We start from the raw sequence: 23,522 nt of genomic DNA, 5'->3' as shown, positions 1-23,522 counted from the left end.
CCAACCTCGCCCATTGGGCATCGGTCAGGTCCGCTCGCCCCGCTACCGCTACGCTGGCCACGAGGTCTCCGGCACTATTCAGATTTGCTTGGTCGCTAATCCGAAATACCGGAGACCTCACCCATATACCAACGCGGGCAACAGCTTCCATCGAGCACGCTGATGGGGTGGCACCGCTGCGCGGAGCCACCCCATTCACTCACTTCGAGACAGAACCTAGGGCTGCTCGGCGAGCCTTCCTCGATGCGTCGCCGAGCATTGCGCCCTAGTCGAAGCCGAATGCCTTCGGCTCCAGCCGGATTCCGCCGCGGATGTCACGGCGCGTACTTCGATGTCACGGCCCCAGGGCCGGGTCCACCCCTGTCGACTGCCGGAAATAGGGGTGGGCCCGGCTCGGGTCGGCGCCGGCGACAGCGGGGATTGATGACGCAAATCAATCCCCGCCGCCCGCTCCGACCGCGAGTGCCGTCGTGATGATGACGGAAAGCGGTGGGAGCGTGTCGCCCCGATTCGGCAGGCTGACCCAGAAGCACCCTTCCCGGGTCCAGCGGCCGAGTCCGGTCGGCAACATCACGGCGCTGCCGATGGCAGGTATGCCTATGTCGAGACGGTTCAACACCTCCAATACCTGTGTCCCCGGCCGGCTGTCCGGCTCGGCAAGGAAGCTCCATCGGATCTGCCTGGCCAGCATGGGGCCCCTCGTCCCCTGCTGTTCCAAAGCCGCCATGACCTTTTCGGCCCTGGCGGTCGGCAGATGTACGACACACACTCGACCGGTAATCGGCAGCATCACGAACCCGCCTCGCTCGCTGACCGGTAGCCCGAACTCGTGCCGGTAGTAGGCCACCCAATCGTCGACTGTTCTGATCCTGTCCACGTTCACGGCCATACTCCTCGCCTCCTGCTTCAAGGGTCGCGGCAACGGCGGCGGTTCGGTATTGCCCGCGCGCCCGCCTTCCACTGCCATTCCGCTGCCCCTCACGCGACTGCCCCCTGCGCCGATTGCCTTGCTTGATAGCGAATTGCCTTTGACTGTGGCCGCACTCACAAACCCCTCGTACCCTGGATAGGAGTTGTTCGTTCGAAGGGATGACATCGTGGTCCGGCAGTGGTCAGGTAAAGAGGCCCGTGCCCTTCGCGATGCCAAGCGGATGAGTCTCCGGGAGTTCGCGGCGCATCTGGGTGTGCACGAACGCCTGGTGTCGAAGTGGGAGGCCGGCGGCGCCCGGGTACACCCACGTCCGATCAATCAAGCCGCTCTCGATACGTCCCTGGCCAGGTCCGACGATGTTGTGCGGGCGAGGTTTGCGGCGCTGATCGATCAACCCCTTGTTGATCGTGCTGCCGCGCCAGGATTCGATGCGCATGCCGACGCCGCGGCGCGCGCCAATTATTCGAGCGACGCGGACCTGCTGGCTCTCATAGATGCCGGTGCGATGAGAGGTGATGCGTTAGCAGCGATTTCGGAGAGGGATCTGATCATGGCGGCTGCCCATGAGGCCAGCGAGCACGCCGGCCAGGCCGAGAGCACCAATGTGGGTGCAACCACTTTGGAACAGCTCGACGCCGATGTCACGCGCATCGCGAACGACTATGTGCACATTCCGCCGGTTCCGATGATGGTGGAGATGCTGCGGGTGCGTCGCCGGGTGTACCGACTACTGGAGGGCCATCAGCGGCCCGCCGACACCAGTCACCTATATCTGTTGGCAGGCACTCTCTCTGGTCTGCTCGCCAACGCGAGCACCGACCTCGGCTACTACGACGCGGCCGGTGAACAGGCCAGAGCCGCATGGGCCTATTCGGAACTGTGCGGCCACAACGGGTTGCGTGCCTGGACTCGCGGCATGCATGCGCTCATCGAATACTGGTCGGAGCGGCCGCGCCGCGCGGTGCTGCTCGCGCAGAGCGGGCAGGAGTTCGCGGAGTCGGCCACTGCGCGGGTCCGCCTGCTCAATATCGAGGCCAGGATCTGGTCTCGGCTCGGCAGTGCCGCCGACACCGATCGGTGCATCCGGGCCGCGGACGATGCGCGCGAGACCGGCCAGACCGACACGTTGCACGATGAGATCGGCGGCGTATTCGGCTTCAACGAGGCGAAGGCCAGCTACTACGCGGGCGCCACATATATCCACCTCGGCCAGGCGGCCCCCGCATTGGCCGCCACCGAGCGAACCATCGAGCTGTATGCGAACGGTCCGACCGAGCAGCGCTCCTACGGCGCTGAATCCCTGGCCCGGGTGGACAGCGCCGCGGCGCACCTGATCAACGGCAGCCTGGACGGTGCGGCCGAGGCCCTGCATCCGGTGCTCGGTTTGGCCGAGGACAAGCGCATCGCCCAATTGGAGGAGCGACTCACCGGTGTACGGCGCCGCATCGCCGGTCCCGCCTTCCGCGATGCGGTGGAGGCGCGGTTCCTCGACGAACGCATCGAGGAATTCTGCGGCATCACCGCCGCCAAAGGCATTCCGCCGGGCAATTCGTCGGCCTGAGCCCGCGACCTCGGTTTTCTCCCGCATCCCTGCGCGTGCCGGGTTGATAGTGGCGCAGGTCTCCCCGCGCCGATAAGGCCGATAAGTGCTTGCGGCGGGATGGCACCATTGGACAGGTGAGCCCGAGTCATCTACCGCATCATCCGCCGCGCGTTCTGGAACAGTCGACAAAGCTGCAGGACGTTCTCTACGAAATTCGTGGTCCGGTACATGCGCACGCGGCACGGCTCGAGGCGGAGGGTCACCGGATCCTCAAACTCAATATCGGCAATCCCGCCCCGTTCGGGTTCGAGGCTCCCGATGTGATCATGCGTGACATCATCGCCGCGCTGCCGTATGCCCAGGGCTATTCGGAATCGAAGGGCATCCTGTCGGCGCGGCGCGCCATCGTCACCCGCTACGAGCTGGTCGCGGGCTTCCCCGAGCTCGATGTCGACGACGTGTATCTCGGCAACGGCGTCTCCGAGCTGATCACCATCACCATGCAGGCGCTGCTCGACAATGGCGACGAGGTGCTGATCCCGGCGCCCGACTATCCGCTGTGGACGGCGATGACCAGCCTCGCCGGTGGCACCCCGGTGCATTACCTGTGTGACGAGTCCAACGGCTGGCAGCCCGATATCGCCGATATCGAGTCGAAGATCACCGACAAGACCAAGGCCCTGTTGGTGATCAACCCGAACAACCCGACCGGCGCGGTCTACTCCACCGAGGTTTTGCAGCAGCTGGTCGATATCGCGCGTAAGCATCGGCTGCTGCTGCTCGCCGACGAGATCTACGACAAGATTCTCTACGACGACGCCAAGCACATTTCCCTGGCGACGCTCGCGCCCGACCTGCTGTGTCTGACGTTCAACGGATTGTCCAAGGCCTACCGGGTCGCGGGCTACCGGTCGGGCTGGCTGGCGATCACCGGGCCGAAGGAGCATGCCGCGGGCTTCCTGGAGGGCATCGACCTGCTCGCCTCGACGCGGCTGTGCCCGAATGTGCCTGCACAGCATGCGATTCAGGTGGCGCTCGGGGGACACCAGAGCATCGAGGATTTGATCCTGCCCGGCGGGCGGTTGCTCGAGCAGCGTGATGTCGCGTGGGAGCGGCTCAATATGATCCCGGGCGTCTCGTGTGTGAAACCGAAGGGTGCGCTGTACGCGTTCCCGCGGCTGGATCCGAACGTCTATGAGATCCACGATGATTCGAAGCTGATCTTGGATCTGTTGTTGCAGGAGAAGATCCTGATGGTGCAGGGCACCGGCTTCAACTGGCCCGATCACGATCATCTGCGGATCGTCACGCTGCCGTGGGCTCGGGATCTTGCGGTGGCCATCGAGCGCTTCGGCAATTTCCTGTCCAGCTACCGTCAGTGAGTGGCTGATTAGGGACCCAGCGTGTTCGGGGCAACCAAACCGCCCCGCTTACGCGGTAAAAAACCGACTCACCGTATGGATATTGGCGAGTTTTCAAGACTAGCTAGCGCAAAAGAAGACCTTTTGTGTACAGTGGCTCTTGGCACTTTAGAGTGCCCGGTCGGGTTGTCTACCCCCCCTGGACGATCCGACCTCGAGTTCGGCCGCCTACCCCCCTGGGCGCCAGCTCGCGGGCGGCGGAGACATCCCCCTGCTCTCCGCCGCCCCCTCCCACTTTCTCCGTTCCGGATTTCGCCTCGAACGCCGCTCCGGTCCGTCGCGCCGACTTGAAAATGAAATCCTTTAAGCTCGGCACCGGACAAGCACACGTCCGACAGGCAGGAGCCCGGTAAGTGAGCGCAGCAAGCGCACCGTCGCCACAGCGCACGGCGGTGTCATGACCGACCACCATCACCACCACCACGACCATTCCGAACCGATCGCGATCGGCACCAATGCCGCCCGCGTCGTGGTCGGGCTACTCACCGCCATCGGTGTGCTGGTCGTGATCGCCGCGATCGTCCTGTGGCCGAGCGCCCAGCACGTCGACATCCCGCTGCCGATGCAGAGTGCGGGCGGCGGCGCGGTGGAGACCGAGGCCGGGACGGTGGTGCTACAGGACGTCGGCGCGTGCGGCAGCTCCTCGATCGGGAAGGTCTTCGTCGACAAGCCGGAAGCACCACGCAACAACGCCTACACCTGCCAGCGCAGTCTGATCACCATCGACTCCGGGCCGCACAAGGGCAACCACACGCTGCTCGAAATCGCGCCGGGCCCAGGACAACCCGACCTGCGCGCCGGTGACCACATCCGACTGGTCCGGCAGACCGATCCGAACGGCACGCCGATGTACTCCTTCGAGGACTACTCGCGCGGGCTGCCGTTGCTGCTGATCGTGCTGGCCTTCGTGGTGGTGATCGTGTTGGTGGCGCGCTGGCGCGGGCTGCGCGCGCTGCTCGGACTGATATTCGCCTTCGCCGTGTTGGTGGGGTTCCTGTTGCCTGCGCTGCTGGACGGAAAACCCGCGATCCCCGTCGCGCTTGTCTCGGGGGCGCTGATTCTCTATGCCGTGCTGTATCTCGCACACGGGGTGAACCTGCGGACCAGTTCGGCGCTGCTCGGCACACTGACATCGATGGTGCTCGCCGCGGTGCTGTCCTGGGTCGCGATCGAGACGACGCACCTGACCGGGCTGTCGGAGGAACAGAACACCAACGTCGCCACCTACATTCAGCACGTCAGCATTACCGGGCTGCTGTTGGCGGGCTTCATCATCGGCTCGCTCGGTGTGCTCAACGATGTCACCATCACCCAGGCCTCCGCCGCGTTCGAGCTGGCCACCCTCGACGAATCGGCCTCGCGCCGCGAGGTTTTCGCTGCCGCGATGCGAGTGGGCCGCGACCACATCGCCAGCACCGTCTACACCCTGGTGCTCGCCTACGCCGGTGGTGCGCTGCCGTTGTTGCTGCTGTTCAGCGTCGCGGGCCGCTCCATCCGCGATGTGCTGACCGGCGACGCGGTGGCCATCGAGATCGCGCGCTCGGCGGTCGGCGGCATCGCGCTCGCACTGTCGGTTCCGCTGACGACCGCAATCGCGGTCATGCTCGCGCGCCCGTTCGGCGGCAAGCAGCAGGCGCCGTCCGCGCCTGCGCGTCGTGCGCGGCACGCGAAGAACTGAGGGTGGGCTCGCCGGTTACCGCGGTGGCGGCGGTGGCGGCGGGAACGGGAAGACCTCGGTCGGAATTGTCGGCACCACGATCGGCGGAAGCCCCGGCACGACAATCGTATTCGGGCCCGGCGTCGTGGTCGGTGGCGTCGTTGTCGTCTGCCGTCGTGGTGGCGGTACGGCGACCGATTCCTCGGTCTCGGTCGTCGTGCCAGGGGCGACCGCGATCTGTGGATCGAGCGTGGTGGTGCGCGGCGCGCTGGTCGGGGAGACCGAGGTGGGCCGCTCGCTGCTCTGCGAATCGCGTTCGAGCACCTGCGGTCCGTAACCCAGTCCGAGACCGATCGCGGCGACAACCGCCAGCGCGCTGACGGTCAGGACCGCGCCGTTGATCTCACGCTTGCGATGACGCTTGGGCGGCGCGGATAGCCAGGCGGGCGACAGCTCATCGTCATCGAGCATCCTGCCGGGGGGAGTGGAAGCCCGGATCGGACGGACCGGACGGGCCAGCAGTGCCGCCCCGCGGGTGATCACCGTTTCCGGGCTGTCCGGCACGATCACCGGCACACCCATCCACCGCTCGAGCACCTTGGCTATCAGCGGAATTCGCGCGCAACCACCGATCAGCAGCACACCGTGTACCGGGCGATCGGACCGCACGATCACATCGCGCGCCATCCGCGCCGACGATTCGATCGCCAGCATGATCAGCGATTCGAAGTTTTCCTGGGCCAGCAGCACCAGACCCTGTTCGCTCGGCAGGGCGACAGCGGTGTTCGAGGACAGCTGTTCCTTGGCCTCGCGACATAGCGCGTCGAGTGCGGCCAAGCCCGCCGGATCCGCAGGGTGCGCGATCCGGCCCGAGGCGATCTGCTGCTCGCGGATGAGTGAGTCGAGGTAGTCACCGCTGATATCGCTGGTGCGTTCGCTGTGGCGGACCTCACGGGTCTGGGCATCGACGACGCTGACCGAAAGTCCCGAGCTGCCGAGGTCGTAGACCACCAGCGAGGAGATGCCGCGAATATCGCCGGTGGAGTGGGCGAATTCGAGCGCGGCGATGATCTCGGGCACGAGTTCGTAATTGGTGAGCTGCTGACGGGCCATGGATGCGCGGATCGCCCTGGCGTGCTGTTCGCTGCGGTAGGCGATTGCGGTGGCTTCGATACCCGGGGTCGCCTCCAGCGTCACGCCGATCGCCTCGGCGGCCAGCTCTTCCACCTGATACTCGCCGACCGGGATGGACTGCAGGTCGAACGAGTGTGGTGCGATGTGTCCGTGAGGGCTTGCGGCGTGCGGCCGCGCCATACGGACTGCGCCGGCCCCCACCGAAACTCCCAGAACCGAACTCATCAGCTACCCATCTCGTTTCACACTCCACGACATGCGAGCCTTGTGCCGCCCGCCGGTGGATAGGCCGCTCATGCCGACCCTACCGCCGACGATCGGCAATGCCTGAGGCAGGACTGGTTGTCCGACAGTCGACCCCGCCTCGCCAGGCAACTCTACGGTGTGCCGAGTCCGGCGTACACCCATCCGGCGGCTCTCCAGGTGGCACGATTGAGACAGTTCCTGCCGTCGATGATCGAGCGGCCGTGGACCACCGGGTCCAGATCCTGCGGTCGCAATGCGACGAACTCATCCCATTCGGTGAGGACGAGCACCACATCGGCGCGCTCGCATGCCTCGGCGACCGAGGTCGCGTAGTTCAGCGTGGGGAACACGCGTCGCGAATTCTCCAGTGCCTTGGGGTCATACACCGTGACCACCGCGCCGTGCAGCTGGATCATGCCCGCCACATTCAATGCGGGGGAGTCGCGCACGTCGTCGGATTCGGGTTTGAACGCCGCGCCGAGCACCGCCACATTGGCGCCGAGTAGTGAACCGCCGCAGGCCCGCGCGGCCATGTCCACCATCTTGGTGCGACGGCGCATGTTGATGTTGTCGACCTCGCGGAGGAAGGCGACGGCATGATCGGCGCCGAGCTCACCGGCGCGGGCCATGAACGCGCGAATGTCCTTCGGCAGACAGCCGCCACCGAAACCTAATCCGGCATTGAGGAATCGGCGGCCGATGCGGGCGTCGTAGCCGAGCGCGTCGGCGAGCATGGTCACGTCGGCGCCGGTCGCCTCGCAGACTTCCGAGACCGCGTTGATGAATGAAATCTTTGTCGCGAGAAAGGCATTCGCCGACACTTTGACCAGCTCGGCGGTGGCCAGATCGGTCAGCAGGAACGGCACATCGGCCGCGATCAGATCGGCGTAGATTTCCCGCACCAGATCCTCGACCCAGGCCGCGGCGTCGCGCTGGTTGTCGACCCCGAGCACCAGCCGGTCCGGGCGTAGCGTGTCCTTCACCGCGAAGCCCTCGCGTAGGAACTCCGGATTCCAGGCCACCTCGACCGCGGTGTCGGTGAGCTTGCGGGCCCGCGCGCCCAATGCCGCCGCGGTCCCTACCGGCACCGTCGACTTTCCGATGATCACCGAGGGACGCTCCAGCATCGGTGCGAGCGTATCGACCACAGCGTGAACGTATTTCAGGTCCGCGGCGTACTCACCCTTCTTCTGTGGTGTCCCGACGCCGAGGAAATGCATGTCCGCGTGCGCCGCCGCTTCCGCGTAGGAGGTGGTGAACCGCAGCCTGCCTGCATCCAGATTCCGCCGCAGCACCTCCTCCAGGCCCGGCTCATAGAACGGCACGACCCCGTCGGACAGCTTCGCGACCTTGCCGGGGTCGACGTCCACCCCGATCACGTCATGCCCGAGGTCGGCCATGCACGCTGCGTGCGTGGCCCCGAGGTACCCGGTTCCGAAGACTGTGCATCGCATGATCGATTGATAGGCCTCGCCAATGGCCACGCCACGTCAGCGAGGCAAGAGTCGCGGCAACAGCAGGTGTACAGGTGGCGACATGAATCCCGAATATTGCGCTGACCTGCGAACTTCTTGTCCGCGACACCCCAGCTACCATCGACCGGGTGCGCCGCCGAAGAATACTTTGGTTCCTGTCGAGCCTTGCCGCGGCCGTCGTCGTCCTGACTGCCGCGCTCTGGCCGGTGTACGTCGACCCCCGCACCGATCAGCCGGGAAAGGCCGACGCCATCCTTGTTCTCGGCGGCGCCCACGACGGCCGCGAACAACTGGCCCTGCGCCTGGCCCACGAAGGCTACGCGCCCCGAGTCCTTTTCTCCGACCCGTACGGGAACAGCCCCCTGATCAACCGAATCTGCCACGGCGGCTACAGCTTCGAAGTCATCTGCTTCGACCCGTCCCCCCGCACCACTCGAGGTGAGGGCCGCGAACTGGCCGCGCTGGCCCGCGCCGAGAACTGGCGTCGAGTCATCGTCATAACCTTCACCCCCCACCTCTCGCGGGCCCGTCACATCCTCGAAAGGTGCTGGGACGGAGACCTCCTCTTCCTGGACCCCCGCCCCCGCCTATCGCTCACCCGCTGGGCCTATAACTACGTCTACCAATCCGCCGGCTATCTCAAAGCCGTCATCGAACCCTGCTGACTCTGCCGAATTCACCCGACTGTCGGCGAGCCGTACATGGCTGAGTCGAACGTCGAGAAGACCTCTCCGCCCGGTACCGCCTATTGCTCGGGTCGTCCGAATTAGAACTGCTGTCGGGTGGCTTCAGTTTGATTCGGACGTGAGACAGACGTATGTTGTGTCTCGTGGGCCTAGGGGCTCGCGGTGCGGCAATGACGCATACCTCTGGGAGGGCAGATGGAATACGACTGGTCAGCGGTGGATCTGGCCTTTCGCGACGAGGTGCGGGAATTCCTCGACGCGAAGCTGACGCCCGAACTGCGCAAAGCCGGGCGCTTGGCGACGAGTGTCTATGCGGACCACGAGGCGAGCATGGAGTGGCAGCGCATCCTGCATGAGCGAGGGTGGGCGGCGCCGGCGTGGCCGGTCGAGCACGGCGGGTGCGACTGGAGCCTGACCCAGCACTACATCTTCAACCGGGAGGCGACGCTGGCGGGCGCGCCGACGCTGTCGCCGATGGGGATCAGGATGGTGGCGCCCGCGATCGTCGCATTCGGCACCCCGCAGCAGCAGGCGTTCTATCTGCCGCGCATCCTGACCGGCGAAATCTTCTTCTGCCAAGGATATTCGGAGCCCGAGGCCGGGTCCGACCTGGCCTCGCTCACCATGGCGGCGGTCGAAGACGGCGAAGACTTCCTCTGCACCGGCAGCAAGATCTGGACCACCCATGCGACCGAGGCCAATTGGATTTTCTGCCTCGTGCGCACCTCGCGCGCGGGAAAGAAGCAGCAGGGCATCACATTCCTGCTGATCGATATGACCACGCCGGGCATCGAGGTGCGTCCGCTGGTGATGACCTCCGGCGAGGAGGTGCAGAACCAGGTCTTCTTCGACAATGTGCGGGTGCCAAAGGGCAATGTGCTCGGGCAGATCGACGACGGCTGGACGGTGGCGAAGTACCTGCTCGTGCACGAACGCGGCGGCGCGGCGTCACCGTGGCTGCAGGTGATGGCGCAGGATGTGGCCAACGTGGCGGCGAATCAGCCTGGGCCGGATGGCAATCCGCTGATCGACGACGCGGCGTTCGCGGCGAAGCTGGCCGACGCGCGGATTCGCACCGAAGTGCTCGAGATCCTGGAATACCGAACCCTTTCCGCGATGGCGCAGGGCAAGAACCCCGGCCCCGCCTCGTCCATGCTCAAGGTGCTCGGCACCGAGCTGAGCCAGCGGATCACCGAACTCGCGCTGGAGGCGGCGGGCCCGCGCGGCCGTGTCTATCAACCGCACGCCACCAAGCCCGGCGGGCCGATCGCCGAATTCACCCCGCCCGCCGACGGTTACCGCAGCGGCCAGGACTGGCAGGCCGTCGCACCACTGCGCTACTTCAACGACCGTGCGGGCTCGATCTATGCGGGCAGCAACGAAATTCAGCGAAACATCCTCGCCAAGGCAGCATTGGGGCTCTGATGGACTTCACACTCACCAAAGAGCAGGAACTCCTGCGCGACGCGGTCGCCGGATTCCTCGGCGCCCGCTACGAACTGGAGAAGAGCCGCGACGCCGCCAAATCGGATGCGGGCTGGCAGCCTGCCCTCTGGCGCGGCTTCGCCGACGAGCTCGGCATCCTCGGCGCGACACTGCCGGAGCGGGTCGACGGCATGGGCGGCGGCCCGATCGAGCTGATGGTGATCACCGAGGAGCTCGGCCGCGCGCTGGTTGTCGAACCGTATGTCGACACGGTTGTTGTCGGCGGCGGTCTGCTGGCGCGTTCCGGCGGCGAGCGGGCCGAGGAAGTGTTGCGGCAGATCGTGTCCGGCGCTGCCCGCACCGCCTTCGCCGCGCTGGAGCCGACGTCGGGCCCGACGTTCCATGACGTGTCGACCAGCGCGCGCAGGGATGGCGAGGCGTGGGTGCTCGACGGTGCGAAAACCGTGGTGACCAGCGCGCCGCTGGCCACCCATCTGCTCATCACTGCCCGCACCTCGGGCGACCGGCGCGACAAGGCCGGTGTGTCGCTGTTCCTCACGGAATTCGACGCGGCCAACCCGCCCGCCGGAGTCGAGGTGCACTCCTACCGGACCATCGATGACAGGGTCGGCTCCGACCTCACCTTCACCGGTCTCCGGCTGCCGGGCGACGCGTTGCTCGGTACCGAAGGCGCGGCCTGGGACGACATCGAAGCGACCGTGGACGAAGCGACGACGGCCATCGCGTCCGAGGCCGTCGGCTGTATGCGAAAAGTGCTCGCGGACACCGTCGAATACGCCAAGCAGCGCCAACAGTTCGGTGTGCCGATCGGCAGCTTCCAGGTGCTGCAGCACCGCATGGTCGACATGTATATGGAACTGGAGCAGGCCGTCGCCGCGGTGTTCCTCGCGGTCTATTCGCTCGGCGCTTCCGCTGCCGACCGCGCGCGGTCGGTGTCGGCAGCGAAGGTCACCATCGGTCGCGCGGCACGGTTCATCGGTCAGAACGCGGTGCAGCTGCACGGCGCCATGGGCATGACCGAAGAGCTCGCGATCGGACACTATTTCAAGCGGCTGACCGTGATCGAGCGCGAATTCGGCTCCAGCGAGCAGCATCTCGCTCGGTACGCAGCACTCACGAGGCCCTAACCGTGTCCCGCGGCGAGGCGGAATCGGTGCGGGAGGAGTCGCTATCGGCTGCCGCGCAACCACCCGATGCCCGGTCGAAGCCGACGCGCGAGGAGGTCATCGATCTCGCGCATCGGTGGTTTCTCGACGGCCGTCGCATTGATATGCAACAGCTGGCCCGCGAGCTCGGCATCGGTCGCGCGACGCTGTACCGCTGGTGGGGCAGTAGGGAAGTGGTGATCGGCGAGGTGGTCTGGCGGATCATCGCCGACGCGATCGCCCGGGTCGAAGCGCGCGGGTACGGCGGTCCCCTCGACCGCTTCGTCCGTAATTTCGGCAGGCTCGCCGACACCGTGCGCACCTTCGAACCGCTCTCACGATTTGTCGCCGACGACCCCGAATACGGTCTGCGGGTGCTCACCTCGGGCTACACCGTTGTGCAGAGCCGGATGATCGACTGGGCGGCATCCCGATTGACCGATCTGCCCGACCTCGATCCGCGCATCGAGATACGCGATCTCGCCTACGCCATCGTCCGTATCGGCGAAGCTTTCGTCTGGAGCGACGTCATCACCGGTGACCCGCCCCGATCGGACAAGGCGACGGCCATGGTCGAACTGCTCGTTACCGCCGCATCCGGCAAGCGCTGACCCACCGCTAGCGACTGTTTGCAGGTCGCTCGAATCGATCAGGAGTCGAATTGTCCTACAACACCATCATCTACAGCGTCGCCGATGCCGTCGCGACGATCACGCTCAACCGCCCGGATGCCCGCAACGGCTTCACCACCGAGATGGCCGATGAGCTCGGCGCGGCCTTCACCGCCGCCGACCGTGACGACCAGGTCCGCGTGGTCGTCTTCGCCGCCACCGGCAAGGACTTCTGCGTCGGCATGGACCTGACCGCGGGTGCCTCCGATGAGGACGTCACCGCGCCGGGGTGGGTCGAGTGGTCCACCAGGGTGGTGCGCCCGATGACCAACCTGAACAAACCTGTCATCGTCGCGATGCAGGGCGCGGCGGTCGGTGTCGGCCTTTCCATGACCCTGGCGGCGGATTTCCGGCTCGCTGCACAGGATTCACGCTTCGGTTTCGTCTTCGCCCGCCGCGGCCTCTTCCCCGAGGGCGGCTCCCTCTGGTTCCTGCCCCGCATCGTCGGCCTGGCTCGCGCCAAGGAATGGATGCTCACCGGTCGAATCTTCGGCGCCGAAGAAGCACTGGCCGCGGGCCTGGTGACCAGCCTGCACGCCCCCGAAGACCTGCTTCCGGCCGCCCGATCCCTCGCCGCCGAACTCGCCACGCAGGTCGCGCCGGTCTCGGTCGCGGCAATCCGCCGCGGGCTGGTTGCCATGTCCGGCGACAAAACCCCCGAAGACGTGTTCACCCTCGACGCCCGCCTGATCTCCTACGCCTTCTCCAGCGCCGACCTCCGCGAAGGCGTCATGTCCTTCCTCCAGAAGCGCCCACCCCAGTTCACCGGCAAGGTCGAGACCGAACTCCCCGACCTCGACGACTGGTTGTCCTAGGTTCCGGCGTGGTCACCTGGTTTTCAAGCGATGATGCGGCTGATCAGTAACCGCCGCGATCGTTTGATAGTCGTTGTCCACGTGGAGGATTGTTGCCCCGTGAATCTCGGCCGTTGCGGCGGTGATCAAGTCTGGGATGGGTTGACGATGGGCCCCCTGCTCGGCCAAGAGGCCTTGAACCTCCAGGGCGCGATCCATTACTTCTTCGGTTACCGGCAGCCATACCAATGATTTCTGGCCGGCGAGCTTGGCGAGGTAGTCGGCATGAGATCGCGCTGAATACCCGATTTCCAATGCTGTGAGATGGCATGCGGCGACCAGCGCCCCTGGCTCGCCTGTCACTCGCATGAAATCGGCCGCTGCGACATCGTCGCGGAGAACCCACTCCAGCGCTGACTTGTCCGCCAGCATGAACAGTGTCCTCAGCGCCAAGCCCCCTTCATCGCCTCGGGCGAAAGGTCGGTCTCGCTATCGCGGAGCTGTTGAATCATCTTCGACACCGCTCGCCGGTTGGCTACCTCCCGCAACGCGGCATTGACCGTGGCAACTTTGGTCTTGGTGCCGAGCTCTTCTGCGGCGAGCGCCAGAGCATCGTCGTCGATGTCGATTAGTGTTCGAGACATCGCGAACCTCCTGATATCAAATTCTCTAGGTAAATGATATCACGATGCAGGTGTCGAGTAGGACGCTGCATCGGAGCTGCGATGCCTGCGTCGATAAGCCGATCGGCCCAGGTCCGTGCGGACCTGGGCCGATCGTATTGAGTGGTTGCCGGTCAGTTCTTGCGGCCCGGCGCCTTCGCTCCAGACTTGAAGCCGAGGCCGCCGGGCTTGGCGGCCGGGGGAGTGGCTTCGGGGGTCCCGTTGCCGTTGGTCGGCTGGTCGGGTTCCGGAGCTGATTCCACCGGTGTCTCGGCGGTCGGTGCCGCCGAGGGGGCCGGTGCGGCGGGAGCCGGTGCGGCTGCGGTGCCCGGTGCCTTGGGACCGGGGCGCTTGAAGCCGGACTTCATGGCGAGGCCCTTGACCGGTGCCGTCGGCTTGGTTTCGGTGGGTTCCGAAACGGGTTCGGCGGCCGCTGTTTCCAGAGCCGCGGCGGGCGCCGGTGCTTCGGCAGGTGCGGGTGCCGCGGGAGCCTTGGCACCCGGTGCCTTGGCCGCGCCCTTCATGGCGAGGCCGGGGGCCTTGCCGCCGCCCTTCATCGCCAGGCCCTTCACCGGTGCTGCGGGTGCCGTGGGCGCTTCGGCCGCGGGTGCAGCCTCGGCGGCCGGAGCCGATTCGGCCTTGGCGCCGGGCGCTTTTGCCGCGCCCTTCATGGCCAAGCCCTTGCCGCCGGGTGCCTTCGCCGGGCCCTTCATGGCCAGGCCCTTGGCCGGTGCGGCGGGCGCCGCGGTGGCCGCCTCGGCCGGTGCCTCGTCGGATGCCTTGGCGCCGGGTGCCTTGGCCGCGCCCTTCATGCCCAGTCCACCTGGTGCTTTCGCCGGGCCCTTCATTGCCAAGCCGCCACCCGCGGGCGCGGCCTCGGCCGCCGCAGGGGTCTGCGCGACAGGGGCCGGTTCCGGCTCGGCCTCGGGAACTTCCTCGACGACGGGAGCCTTCGGTTCCTGCACCACCGTCAAGTTCTCGGTCAACGTGCCCGCGTCGACGCGATCGATGGCGTCGAGCATGAGCTGCGCGACGTCGACGACCTCGACGCCTTCGCCCTGGCCTTGCTCCTGGCGCGCGGTGACACCGTCGGTGAGCATCACCCGGCAGAACGGGCAACCGGTCGCGATCTTGGCCGGCGAGGTGGACAGCGCTTCGTCGACGCGGTCGATATTGATGCGCTTGCCGAGCTGTTCCTCCATCCACATGCGGGCGCCACCGGCGCCACAGCACATGGAACGTTCGCCGTGGCGTGGCATTTCGACCAGGGTGGAGCCGGAGGCTTCCATCAGTTCACGCGGTGCGTCGTAGACCTTGTTGTGGCGGCCCAGGTAGCAGGGGTCGTGGTAGGTGACGTTCTGCGACACCGAGGCGACCGGGATCAACTGCTTGGCCCGCACCAGCCGGTTCAGCAGCTGCGTGTGGTGCACGACCTCGTAGTTGCCGCCGACCTGGGGGTATTCGTTGTTCAGCGCATTGAAGCAGTGCGCGCAGGTGACGACGATCTTCTTGCGGCTCTGTTCCACGCCCTCGAAGACCGAGTTCAACACCTCGATGTTCTGCGCGGCCAACTGTTGGAACAGGAATTCGTTGCCCGCGCGGCGTGCGGAGTCACCTGTGCAGGTTTCCTCCGCACCGAGCACCATGAACTTCACCCCGGCGGTGGCAAGCAGTTCGGCCACGGCCTTGGTGGTCTTCTTCGCGCGGTCCTCGTAGGCGCCCGCGCAGCCGACCCAGAACAGGTACTCGTAGCCGTCGAAGCTGTCGGCGTCTTTACCGAAGACCGGGATCTGGAAGTCCATCTCGTTGATCCAGTTGAGCCGGTCCTTGGAGTTCTGCCCCCACGGGTTGCCCTTGTTCTCCAGGTTCTTGAACAACCCGGCCAGCTCGGAGGGGAACTCCGACTCGATCAGCACCTGGTAGCGGCGCATATCGATGATGTGATCGACATGCTCGATATCGACCGGGCATTGCTCGACGCACGCGCCGCACGTGGTGCACGACCACAGCACCTCCGGATCGATGATGCCGCCCGCTTCGATGTCTCCGACCAGGGGCCGCTCGGCCTCGGCCTTGGCCGCCGCCGAAATCTTCGCCAGCGCGCCCTCGTTCGGGTTGCCCTCGGCGTCGACGAGACCGACCTCGTCGCCACCCATATCCTTGCGGCCGCCGGCCAGCAGGTAGGGGGCCTTCGCGTAGCCGTGGTCACGCAGCGACATGATCAACAGCTTCGGCGACAGCGGTTTGCCGGTGTTCCAGGCCGGGCACTGGGACTGGCAGCGACCGCACTCGGTGCAGGTGGTGAAGTCCAGCCAGCCCTTCCACGAGAAGTCCTCGATCCGACCGGCGCCGAAGGTGTCGTTGTCCGGATCGGCCGACTCCATGTCGACCGGCTGCCCCTTGGACATCATCGGCTTGGCCGCGCCCAGCGCGACGCCGCCGTCGTCTTCACGCTTGAAGTAGATGTTCGGGAACGCCGAGAACCGGTGCCACGCGACACCCCACGTGGTGTTGCGGCCGACCAGGTACAGGAATGCCATGCCGGACATCAGCTTCACGAACGCGAACAGCGCGACCATGGTGGTGCTCGCGGGCAGCAGCTCGGCCACCTGCCTGGTGAAGAAGTCGGTGGCCGGATTCGAGTGGCCGTAGGCGGAGATCTTGCCCGCCTTCACGAAGATCATGCCCAGACCCTCGAGCAGCACGATCGATTCGATCACGTAGGCGGGTGCGAACTTCGAGCCGGTGAAGCGAGCCAGCCGCTCGGGCACCCTGGGGTGGTTGAGCTGACGGATGATGATCAACGCCGAGATGCCGACCACGGTGCCGATGCCGAGGATCTCGTCCCACAGGTGGTAGATCGCCCAGCCGCCGATGATCGGCCAGTGGAATTCCGGATCGAAGGTCTGGCCGTATGCCTCGAACCACAGCATGAAGCCGCCGAGGAAGCCGACCATCACCAGCCAGTGCGCCCAGCCGACGGTGCGGAATTTGTTCATGCGGGTGTGCGCGATGAACTCCACGAGCATCTGCTTGAAGCGAGGGAAGAACGGTCGCCAACGGTCCGGCGCGCCTTGGCCGATCATGATGGCGCGGACGATATTCCGCACGCCGCCGAAGAACGACGCCCAACACAGGAGGCTGAGCGTCGCCCCAATCGTGCCCAGCGTCACTGTCAGGGCATTCATGTCGCGACCTTTCTTTTAGAGGCAACACGAGTGTCGAGGGCGGCCATGTGCCGCCTCGGTTGGCTCGTATCCTAACCGCCAGTAAGTTACCCGTCAGTAACAACTGGTCTCCATCGTACGATCGCCGGCCGGGCGGAACGCCCTCATGCAGGGGCTCGAGCCCAAATTTGCCCGTGAAGAATGTCACACAAATTCGACCGATCCTACGGTGTCTACTACCGACCACCACCGTAAACGTCGACCCATGCGTTCCTGCAGGTAAGGACAGGCTTAGTCCTTCGTGTTCCCAGGGCTAGTAATGCATCTCGCATCTTCATGGCGGTTCGATTAGTCTCACGTCCGTTCTATTTGCTGTGCCTGTCTTCACACCGCTCGGGGAGAACCCGAAGGTCAGACCGCCATTGGGTTGAATGAGCTCTCGCGTGTTGGAGAAGGCTCAGGAACACCCGTGATGATGGATTGGAATCTGAATGAATCTCCGCAGAACTACTGCGGCTTCGGCGTTGGTCATCGGTGCGATGACTATCAGCCTCGGCACCGCACATGCTGAGCCTGCACCTGCGGCGCCGCAGCCTCTCAGCTACTCCGTCAAGCTGGTTGACAAGGTCGTTGTAGCAACCCTCAAGGGTGGAACCTTCTCGGTGACCGAGGAGCCCGGCGCCACTGTCGACGACCCGAAGACCACGGTCGCCAACGTGCGTGACGGCAAGGGCAACACCCTCGTCTCCTTCCCGCTGAACGTGGATGTCGACGGCAAGCTCGTGCCGGTCAAAGCGGATATGAAGAACGACGGCACCGTGCTCGAGGTCACCCCGGAAAAGCCCGCGGATCTCGTGGTGTCGAACAAGCCGGTCGTCGCGAAGCCGGTTGTCGCCAAGGAAGTCGCGTCGCCGATCGAAAACCAGCGCGCGCAGAACGAATTCGCTAGCAACTTCGGCATCGCGACCGCCGTCGGCGGGTTCATCGGTACCGCGATCGGTGCGATCGCCGGCTGCATCATCACCCTTCCGCTCGGCTGCCTTCCGGGTCTGGTGACCGGTGCGGGCATCGGCGGCATCCTCGGCACCATCGCCGTCGGCGGTCCGACGCTGGTTGCTGCGGGCCTCGAGCTGCTCAACACCATCCAGGCTGCGGATGGCACCTCGAAGTGGGCCGAGAAGCCGGTGGCGACGCCCGCGGCCGCGCCGGTTCAAACGCCGAACTAACTCGAACCGAACAACAATCGGCCCGCTCTCGTAGAGAGCGGGCCGATCGTCGTTTCCGGGTCAGTCCGGCAGATCCACGGCGCCGCTGAACGCAACGGCGCCCGTGCGCTTGCCGAACCTGCCGAAGGATCGCTCGGCCATCTCGAACGTCCCGTCCTCGCGCACCAGCAGCACCGTGCTCGCCCGGGTGCCGTGCAGGAGGTGCGCGACGAATCTGGCGGACACCGCCCGCTCCAGCGACAGCGGAATGCCGGTGTGCGGCAATTGATCGTCCGGCGCCTGGGTGCGGTCGGCGAGCACCTCGAAATATCGGTCGATATTGCCGGGATCGGTCTCGACGACGGCGCGCAGGCCGAGGACGCCGTCGCGCATTTTGGGCCAGATGGGTTGCGGCGCTTCCAATGCCGTCGCGGGTCCCGGCGCCGTCGAGGCCAGGAAGGTCCCGTTGGACAGACCGTGGAAGCCCGGCGTCAGCTCGCGCGGCGGGGTCGTACTGCGGTTGGAATGCCACCAGAGCGATTCGAGGTCCGAGACCACCAAGTTGTACCCGTTGTAGTCATCCGGTGCCGCAGCGACGTCGAGAACGTACTTTTCGGGGCCGGGGAATCTGCCGCTGGGATGGCGGTCGTCGGCGCCGCGCAGAAAATCCATCAGCAGCGCACCACGCGAACGGGCGTCGGCGCGTTCACCGTTCGGGTTGCGGACGTTGGTCACGGTGGCGAAGCGATTGCGTCCCTGCGCCTCTCGCGTCACACCGAGCCAGGTGCCCGGGGGGTCACTCGCCGCCTTGCCGGTGGCCCCGAGATCGCGTCCGGCCAGCAGGCCGGCCACCTCCGGCCACCACCGCATTGATTCGGTCGGCCTGGTGTAGAACTCGTCGCGGTTGGCCGCGACGATCAACCGAAACTCCGGATGTGCACGCCAGCCGATCAAAACCAAACACATGTAATCCAGGATGCCGGAACCTACCGGCCGCTGACAGCGCATTCATCCCCGGACGGCCGGTAGAACAGCGCAGTGACAGCAAAAAGGCCGACAGCAACTCGCTGCCGGCCTTTTCGGTGACCCGAGGATCAGTTGGTGCGAATCCGCAGACCCGGGTTGTCCGAGAGGACCACGCTGACCGGCTGCGCGAACAGCTGCGGCACATTGCCGGTGAGGGCGCCGATCAGGTTGGGGATCTCGCAGATCGGGAAGTCGGCCACCGAGGACGCGCTGGAGATGCCCAGTGCCATCCGGCCGGTCACGATCGGGCCGCCGCTGTCGCCGGGCAGCGCGCAGATGTTGGCCGAGAAGCTCTGGGTGAGCTCACGATCGCCGACCAGCACGGTCTGATCGACGGCATTGACGACGCCGCAGCTGAAGCCGGTGCGCGAACCGGACTTGCAGACCGGCGCACCGACGACCGGCGTGGCGACGCCGTCGATCGGGATCGGCGCCCGTCCGGGCACCCGCACGCCGTTGTTCTCGAAGCGGCCCTTGGCCTGGTCGTTGATCCGAACGATCGAGTAGTCCTGTGCGCCGAGCACCGACTTCTGGAACGTGCCGAGCTGTGCGCCCGCGCGATCGCCGTGCAGCTCGAAAACGCCTGCCGCATTGCCGTTGCCCGCCGAGGGAATGTCGGGGTTGCAGTGGCCCGCGGTGATGTTCACGGTGTTGCCGGACCGGTCGGTGCCATTGAAGCCGAACGAGCAACGCAGCGACGTATCACCGCCGATCGAGGCGAAACCGTCGCCGCCCGACAGCGCGCCACGCGCCTCACCGGCGATCTCGCCGGCCCGCGGCAGGTTCGCGGGCTCGCTCGCCACCGGCGGAGCCATCACCATGACCCGCATCGGATCGATGAAGCTCGGCATCGGCAGACCCGGCTTGTCGACCCGCACTGCGACGCTGTTGTTGACGGTGTCGATCACCGCGCCGCGCACCAGCGCGGACACCGCCTCGGGCTGCCCGTCGAGCCACCGCTCGAACGCGGTCTTCTCACCGCGCAGCGCAGCCTCGCTCTTGGCGACGTTGCGGACTTCGAATCCGGCCGAATCGGCGGCCTTGCGCGCCTCATCGTTGCCGGATCCCGGCGCGAGCGCCACCACGACGCGGCCTGCGTCGTCGAGCCACGAACCGGCGAAAACCTGGGGGTACTGACGCTGTGCGGTAGTGGCGAAGGCCGCGGCCTGCTGGGCGAGGTCGGCGCGGTGCAGGTACTCCTCCGGCGAGATCTTCAGATCGCGTGCCACGGCCGCTGCCAGCTCGGGGGAAAGTCCGGCATTCGGGTCGGGTTGTGCCGTCGCTACTGCTGCTGTGGGACCGAACAGCAGAATCGCCGCCGAGGCGGCGATTACTGTTTTTCGGACCCGGGTCTGTCGCGCAGCTGATCGGAGCTGACCTATACGTGGCAGGAGCATTCCCAGACTATATGGGCTCCGGCCCGGGGGTGCCTACTTATCACGGGGGGCGATTCGGTCGCTGTGGACGTAACCGACGCCACGTCCGGTGTGAGCAGGCTCTGACACACCTGATGGCACTGTCGGACGGCAGGCCGCCGACACCCGCGCCGGGCCGAGCGAAGGCGACGCAGCCGCACCCGCGCCGGGCCGAGCGAAGGCGACGCAGCCGCCTAGCCGGCCGCCTGCTTGGTGCGCAACTCGACACCGCTGCCGAGTCCGCCGCCCGAGGATGCGTCGATATCGGCGAGGATCGCACGGATCGGAATGCCGAGCGAGGCGGTGCCGCCGTACTGTGCCAGGCCGACATTTGCGTCGTTGCAATTCGGTGCGTCGGCCGCGTTGGAGCCGCTGGTGATGCCGAGCGCGAGGGTGCCGGTGAAGATCGCGCCACCGCTGTCGCCGCCCAGGGTGCACGCCGAGCTGGCGAAGCCGCGCACGGTCTTGCTCACGCCCTCCGCGGTGAACAGCTGGGTCTCGACCCGATCTGCCACCACGAACCCACAGGTGAAGGTGGACGACTGCCCCGACTTGCACACCGGTGCACCGGTCACCGGGTCGGCGGTGCCGGTGATGGTCAGTGTGGTGCCGTTGGAGCCGCGCACCGACGGCTGGTCCATGCCGGCCCTGACCGCGCGCTCGTTCAGCTTGATGACCGAATAGTCCAATGCGGTCGGTCCGCCGAGCTTCGCTTGCATGAAGGTGCCGACCTCGGGGCTGTTCGGAATATCTTTGACGTTGGGCAGGTAGACCCCCGCCTGCTGGTCGCCCTTGCCGAGATTCGGGTCGCAGTGGCCGGCGCTGATGTTGAGCGCATTGCCCGCGGCGTCCACGCCGTTGAAGCCGAACGAGCACACATCGACGCTGCGCAGCTCGGCATCGTGCAGCGAGGTGGGGGCGCTGATGTAGGTGTCGCCGCCCATCGGGCGGCGCTCGATCGGGCCGCCGCTGCCCGGCGACAGGATGACCTTCACGTTGGCGATGAGCGTCGGCAGATTCAGCACGTGGCCGGCCGGAGTGTTCGCGACGCTGAGGACGAGCTGGCTGTTGAGGAAGTCGACAGCGACGGAGTTGATCGTGGAGGACAGCTCACGCGGCAGCGTGTTGATCCACTGATTCAGTTGCATCAGGGAGTTTTCCAGTGCGTTCGCCGAGACCGGAGCGAGGTGGGTCTGGTAGCCGGCGGCCGAGGCGATCTTGGCGGCATCGACCGAGGTGACCGCGACGAACGGCCTGCCGTCCGTGCCGATCCACGCGCCTGCGAAGGAATCGGGACGTTCGGATCGGAAGTCACGCGCGTATTCGCTGAGCTGCTGGGCGCGGGCGGACCGTTCCAGATACTCCGCGGGCGTCATCTTCAGATCGCGCGAAATGGCCTGCACCAATTCGGCGGGCAGATTTTCGGCGGTCAGCTGCGTCGGGGTGGCCGATGCAGAGGTGATACCGAGAAATGGAGCGAGGAAAACGGTCGCGGCGCATCCGACGGCTGCTGCCTTGACCGCGGCGCTGCGCGCCACCAACTTGCGCATGAAGTCCCTTCGTCGGCACGGGGCGTGCCAGCTACATCCGTGGGCCACAGGCTGAATCCGTTGGCGCACAGTCCTCGTCCAGCAACAGACCGGTCGTCGGAAATTTTTCCGGCAACACCGGTCAGCGGATCACTTTAGGGCACAAACCGGGGTTGGGCTCTACTAAATCAGCGAGGACGTGTGATCTCCGAGGTGGGCCGCCACTGCCGCGGTGTTGGCACGTCGATATGGAAGGGGCTGGTCGTTCGAGTCGGCCGCGAATTGGTCGTTCGCTGGGCGGTCGTCGTTGGCTCGGTGGTGGTTTCCGGTGGCTCGGTGGTCGTGGTGACCGGTGGCTCGGTCGTTTCCGGCTCGACCGTGCGGGTGATGACCACCGGCGGTTCCGTGGTCGGCGGGGGCGTCGTGATGGGCACGGTGGGGAACTCCACCGGTGGCGCCGGTGGCGTCGGGGTTACCGTCACCGGATCGGACTTGGCGTCCCGCACTGTCGGCACCGGGGTCTTTCCGGTATCGCGGAACAGCACCGACACGCCGAAACCGCCGAGCACCAACCCGATCACGACCGCCGCCGCGATCAGCACCGGGGTGGTGCGGCCTGGCTGCGCGGTGGCCCTCGGCGCGATGGTCTTCGGCGCGGCAGGCGACTCCGCTACCGCTGCGGTCGGCAGTTGCGCGAGGATCGGGTCGGCGATCGGCAGCGCCGCCGAGTAGGCCTGCATTTGTTGCGACCCGGGGGCAGGCACCGCGGGAATCACGTCGGTGACCACGGTCGAGTTCTCGGCGTCGCTCGGATCGGGCGGGGTGCTGCCCGCCGGTGTCGCCAGCACCGAGGCCAGTGCCGCGCGGGCGGCGTCGTAGGCCAACGCTGCCTCCGGGTCGCCGATATCGGTGCCGGGCAGGTCGCCCTCGCTGACCAGCACCACCGAGCGCAGGCCAAGATAGTCGAGCGAATCGCGCAAGGCTTGGACGTATAGCGGCGGCCAGTCGGCCGGATGGGTCGCATAGAACTCGGCCGGGCCGTTCAAATACTCGGCCGCCAGATTGATCAGGCAGAACAGTGCGGTCGCAACCAGATCCTCGGCCCGGTAGGCCTCGCCGGCGTCGACCGGGATACCGGCCGGATCGCCTACCCGGGAAACGAACTCGGTGATGGAGTGCGAGTGATCGGCCGGCGCAGGTCCGCCGAGGACGGTGTCGCCGTCGTCGGACATGTGCAGGATCGACTCGCGGATGATGAATTGCGGTTCACCGGCGTCGGTGACAATCGCCGCGGTGCAATTGTTCTCGGCGATGCGCAGACCGACGCCTGTGGCCATCCTCGTTACCTCGCTTCGGATCAGTCCGCGAC

At 66.2% G+C, this 23,522-nt stretch carries 19 protein-coding genes; 9 read left to right on the top strand and 10 right to left on the bottom strand.

The window, feature by feature from the left end; translation table 11 throughout:
• Positions 1-433: 433 nt before the first annotated feature.
• A complete protein-coding gene (locus tag ACLMAL_RS20065; RefSeq protein ID WP_328412497.1) occupies positions 434-889 on the bottom strand; it encodes a hypothetical protein in 456 nt (151 codons plus the stop codon).
• Between the two features lie 262 nt (positions 890-1,151).
• Here ACLMAL_RS20065 and ACLMAL_RS20060 point away from each other — a divergent pair, with 262 nt between their 5' ends.
• The 3 genes from ACLMAL_RS20060 to ACLMAL_RS20050 all read left to right on the top strand — a co-directional run bounded on the left by ACLMAL_RS20060 (position 1,152) and on the right by ACLMAL_RS20050 (position 5,573).
• Positions 1,152-2,492 carry an XRE family transcriptional regulator gene (locus tag ACLMAL_RS20060; RefSeq protein ID WP_412000471.1) on the top strand — a complete coding sequence of 447 codons (1,341 nt, stop codon included), beginning with the start codon at positions 1,152-1,154 and terminating at the stop codon, positions 2,490-2,492.
• A gap of 107 nt (positions 2,493-2,599) precedes the next feature.
• On the top strand, positions 2,600-3,856 hold the full coding sequence (locus tag ACLMAL_RS20055; protein ID WP_412000480.1) for a pyridoxal phosphate-dependent aminotransferase: 1,257 nt from the start codon (positions 2,600-2,602) through the stop codon (positions 3,854-3,856).
• A gap of 436 nt (positions 3,857-4,292) precedes the next feature.
• On the top strand, positions 4,293-5,573 hold the full coding sequence (locus tag ACLMAL_RS20050) for a YibE/F family protein (protein ID WP_412000470.1): 1,281 nt from the start codon (positions 4,293-4,295) through the stop codon (positions 5,571-5,573).
• A gap of 15 nt (positions 5,574-5,588) precedes the next feature.
• On the opposite strand, the gene ACLMAL_RS20045 is transcribed toward ACLMAL_RS20050, so the two are convergent.
• Together ACLMAL_RS20045 and ACLMAL_RS20040 are read right to left on the bottom strand one after the other, a co-directional pair.
• Complete coding sequence (locus ACLMAL_RS20045; RefSeq protein ID WP_412000469.1) at positions 5,589-6,911, bottom strand: Hsp70 family protein; 1,323 nt, start codon at positions 6,909-6,911, stop codon at positions 5,589-5,591.
• A gap of 152 nt (positions 6,912-7,063) precedes the next feature.
• Positions 7,064-8,386, bottom strand: coding sequence for a UDP-glucose dehydrogenase family protein (locus tag ACLMAL_RS20040; protein WP_412000468.1), 1,323 nt, complete (start codon positions 8,384-8,386; stop codon positions 7,064-7,066).
• 149 nt (positions 8,387-8,535) lie between these two features.
• Between ACLMAL_RS20040 and ACLMAL_RS20035 the strand changes: the two genes are divergently transcribed.
• The 5 genes from ACLMAL_RS20035 to ACLMAL_RS20015 all read left to right on the top strand — a co-directional run bounded on the left by ACLMAL_RS20035 (position 8,536) and on the right by ACLMAL_RS20015 (position 13,170).
• Positions 8,536-9,072 carry a YdcF family protein gene (locus ACLMAL_RS20035; protein ID WP_412000467.1) on the top strand — a complete coding sequence of 179 codons (537 nt, stop codon included), beginning with the start codon at positions 8,536-8,538 and terminating at the stop codon, positions 9,070-9,072.
• 216 nt (positions 9,073-9,288) lie between these two features.
• A complete protein-coding gene (locus ACLMAL_RS20030) occupies positions 9,289-10,518 on the top strand; it encodes an acyl-CoA dehydrogenase family protein (protein ID WP_412000466.1) in 1,230 nt (409 codons plus the stop codon).
• Positions 10,518-11,666: an acyl-CoA dehydrogenase family protein gene (locus ACLMAL_RS20025; RefSeq protein WP_412000465.1), complete on the top strand. Its 1,149-nt coding sequence runs from the start codon at positions 10,518-10,520 to the stop codon at positions 11,664-11,666. The genes ACLMAL_RS20030 and ACLMAL_RS20025 overlap by 1 nt, the downstream gene beginning before the upstream one ends.
• A 2-nt stretch (positions 11,667-11,668) precedes the next feature.
• Positions 11,669-12,295 carry a QsdR family transcriptional regulator gene (locus ACLMAL_RS20020; RefSeq protein ID WP_412000464.1) on the top strand — a complete coding sequence of 209 codons (627 nt, stop codon included), beginning with the start codon at positions 11,669-11,671 and terminating at the stop codon, positions 12,293-12,295.
• A 50-nt stretch (positions 12,296-12,345) separates the two neighbouring features.
• Positions 12,346-13,170 carry an enoyl-CoA hydratase-related protein gene (locus ACLMAL_RS20015; protein WP_412000463.1) on the top strand — a complete coding sequence of 275 codons (825 nt, stop codon included), beginning with the start codon at positions 12,346-12,348 and terminating at the stop codon, positions 13,168-13,170.
• 12 nt (positions 13,171-13,182) lie between these two features.
• On the opposite strand, the gene ACLMAL_RS20010 is transcribed toward ACLMAL_RS20015, so the two are convergent.
• The 3 genes from ACLMAL_RS20010 to ACLMAL_RS20000 form a co-directional block, all read right to left on the bottom strand.
• On the bottom strand, positions 13,183-13,581 hold the full coding sequence (locus ACLMAL_RS20010; protein ID WP_412000462.1) for a PIN domain nuclease: 399 nt from the start codon (positions 13,579-13,581) through the stop codon (positions 13,183-13,185).
• Between the two features lie 11 nt (positions 13,582-13,592).
• Entirely contained in the window at positions 13,593-13,793 is a 201-nt protein-coding gene (locus ACLMAL_RS20005; protein WP_412000461.1) for a type II toxin-antitoxin system VapB family antitoxin, read from the bottom strand.
• A gap of 152 nt (positions 13,794-13,945) precedes the next feature.
• Positions 13,946-16,999 carry a (Fe-S)-binding protein gene (locus ACLMAL_RS20000; protein WP_412000460.1) on the bottom strand — a complete coding sequence of 1,018 codons (3,054 nt, stop codon included), beginning with the start codon at positions 16,997-16,999 and terminating at the stop codon, positions 13,946-13,948.
• Positions 17,000-17,469: 470 nt separating this feature from the next.
• On the opposite strand from ACLMAL_RS20000, the gene ACLMAL_RS19995 reads away from it, so the two are divergent.
• A complete protein-coding gene (locus ACLMAL_RS19995) occupies positions 17,470-18,204 on the top strand; it encodes a hypothetical protein (protein WP_412000459.1) in 735 nt (244 codons plus the stop codon).
• A 60-nt stretch (positions 18,205-18,264) separates the two neighbouring features.
• Here the strand turns inward: ACLMAL_RS19995 and ACLMAL_RS19990 are convergent, their stop codons facing one another.
• The 4 genes from ACLMAL_RS19990 to ACLMAL_RS19975 form a co-directional block, all read right to left on the bottom strand.
• Positions 18,265-19,149 (bottom strand): NRDE family protein, encoded by an 885-nt coding sequence (locus tag ACLMAL_RS19990; protein WP_412000458.1) that lies wholly within the window; start codon positions 19,147-19,149, stop codon positions 18,265-18,267.
• A gap of 128 nt (positions 19,150-19,277) precedes the next feature.
• Positions 19,278-20,606 carry a S1 family peptidase gene (locus ACLMAL_RS19985; RefSeq protein ID WP_412000457.1) on the bottom strand — a complete coding sequence of 443 codons (1,329 nt, stop codon included), beginning with the start codon at positions 20,604-20,606 and terminating at the stop codon, positions 19,278-19,280.
• A gap of 212 nt (positions 20,607-20,818) precedes the next feature.
• Positions 20,819-22,174, bottom strand: a complete 1,356-nt coding sequence (locus ACLMAL_RS19980) for a S1 family peptidase (RefSeq protein ID WP_412000456.1) — start codon at positions 22,172-22,174, stop codon at positions 20,819-20,821.
• 167 nt (positions 22,175-22,341) lie between these two features.
• Complete coding sequence (locus tag ACLMAL_RS19975; protein ID WP_412000455.1) at positions 22,342-23,490, bottom strand: hypothetical protein; 1,149 nt, start codon at positions 23,488-23,490, stop codon at positions 22,342-22,344.
• Positions 23,491-23,522 lie beyond the last annotated feature (32 nt).

The organism is Nocardia sp. CWNU-33 (genome assembly GCF_046764895.1).
In the GTDB taxonomy this organism is placed as follows: domain Bacteria; phylum Actinomycetota; class Actinomycetes; order Mycobacteriales; family Mycobacteriaceae; genus Nocardia.
Note: the sequence above shows the minus strand (reverse complement) of the source record. Positions and strands in the feature narration are given on the sequence as shown.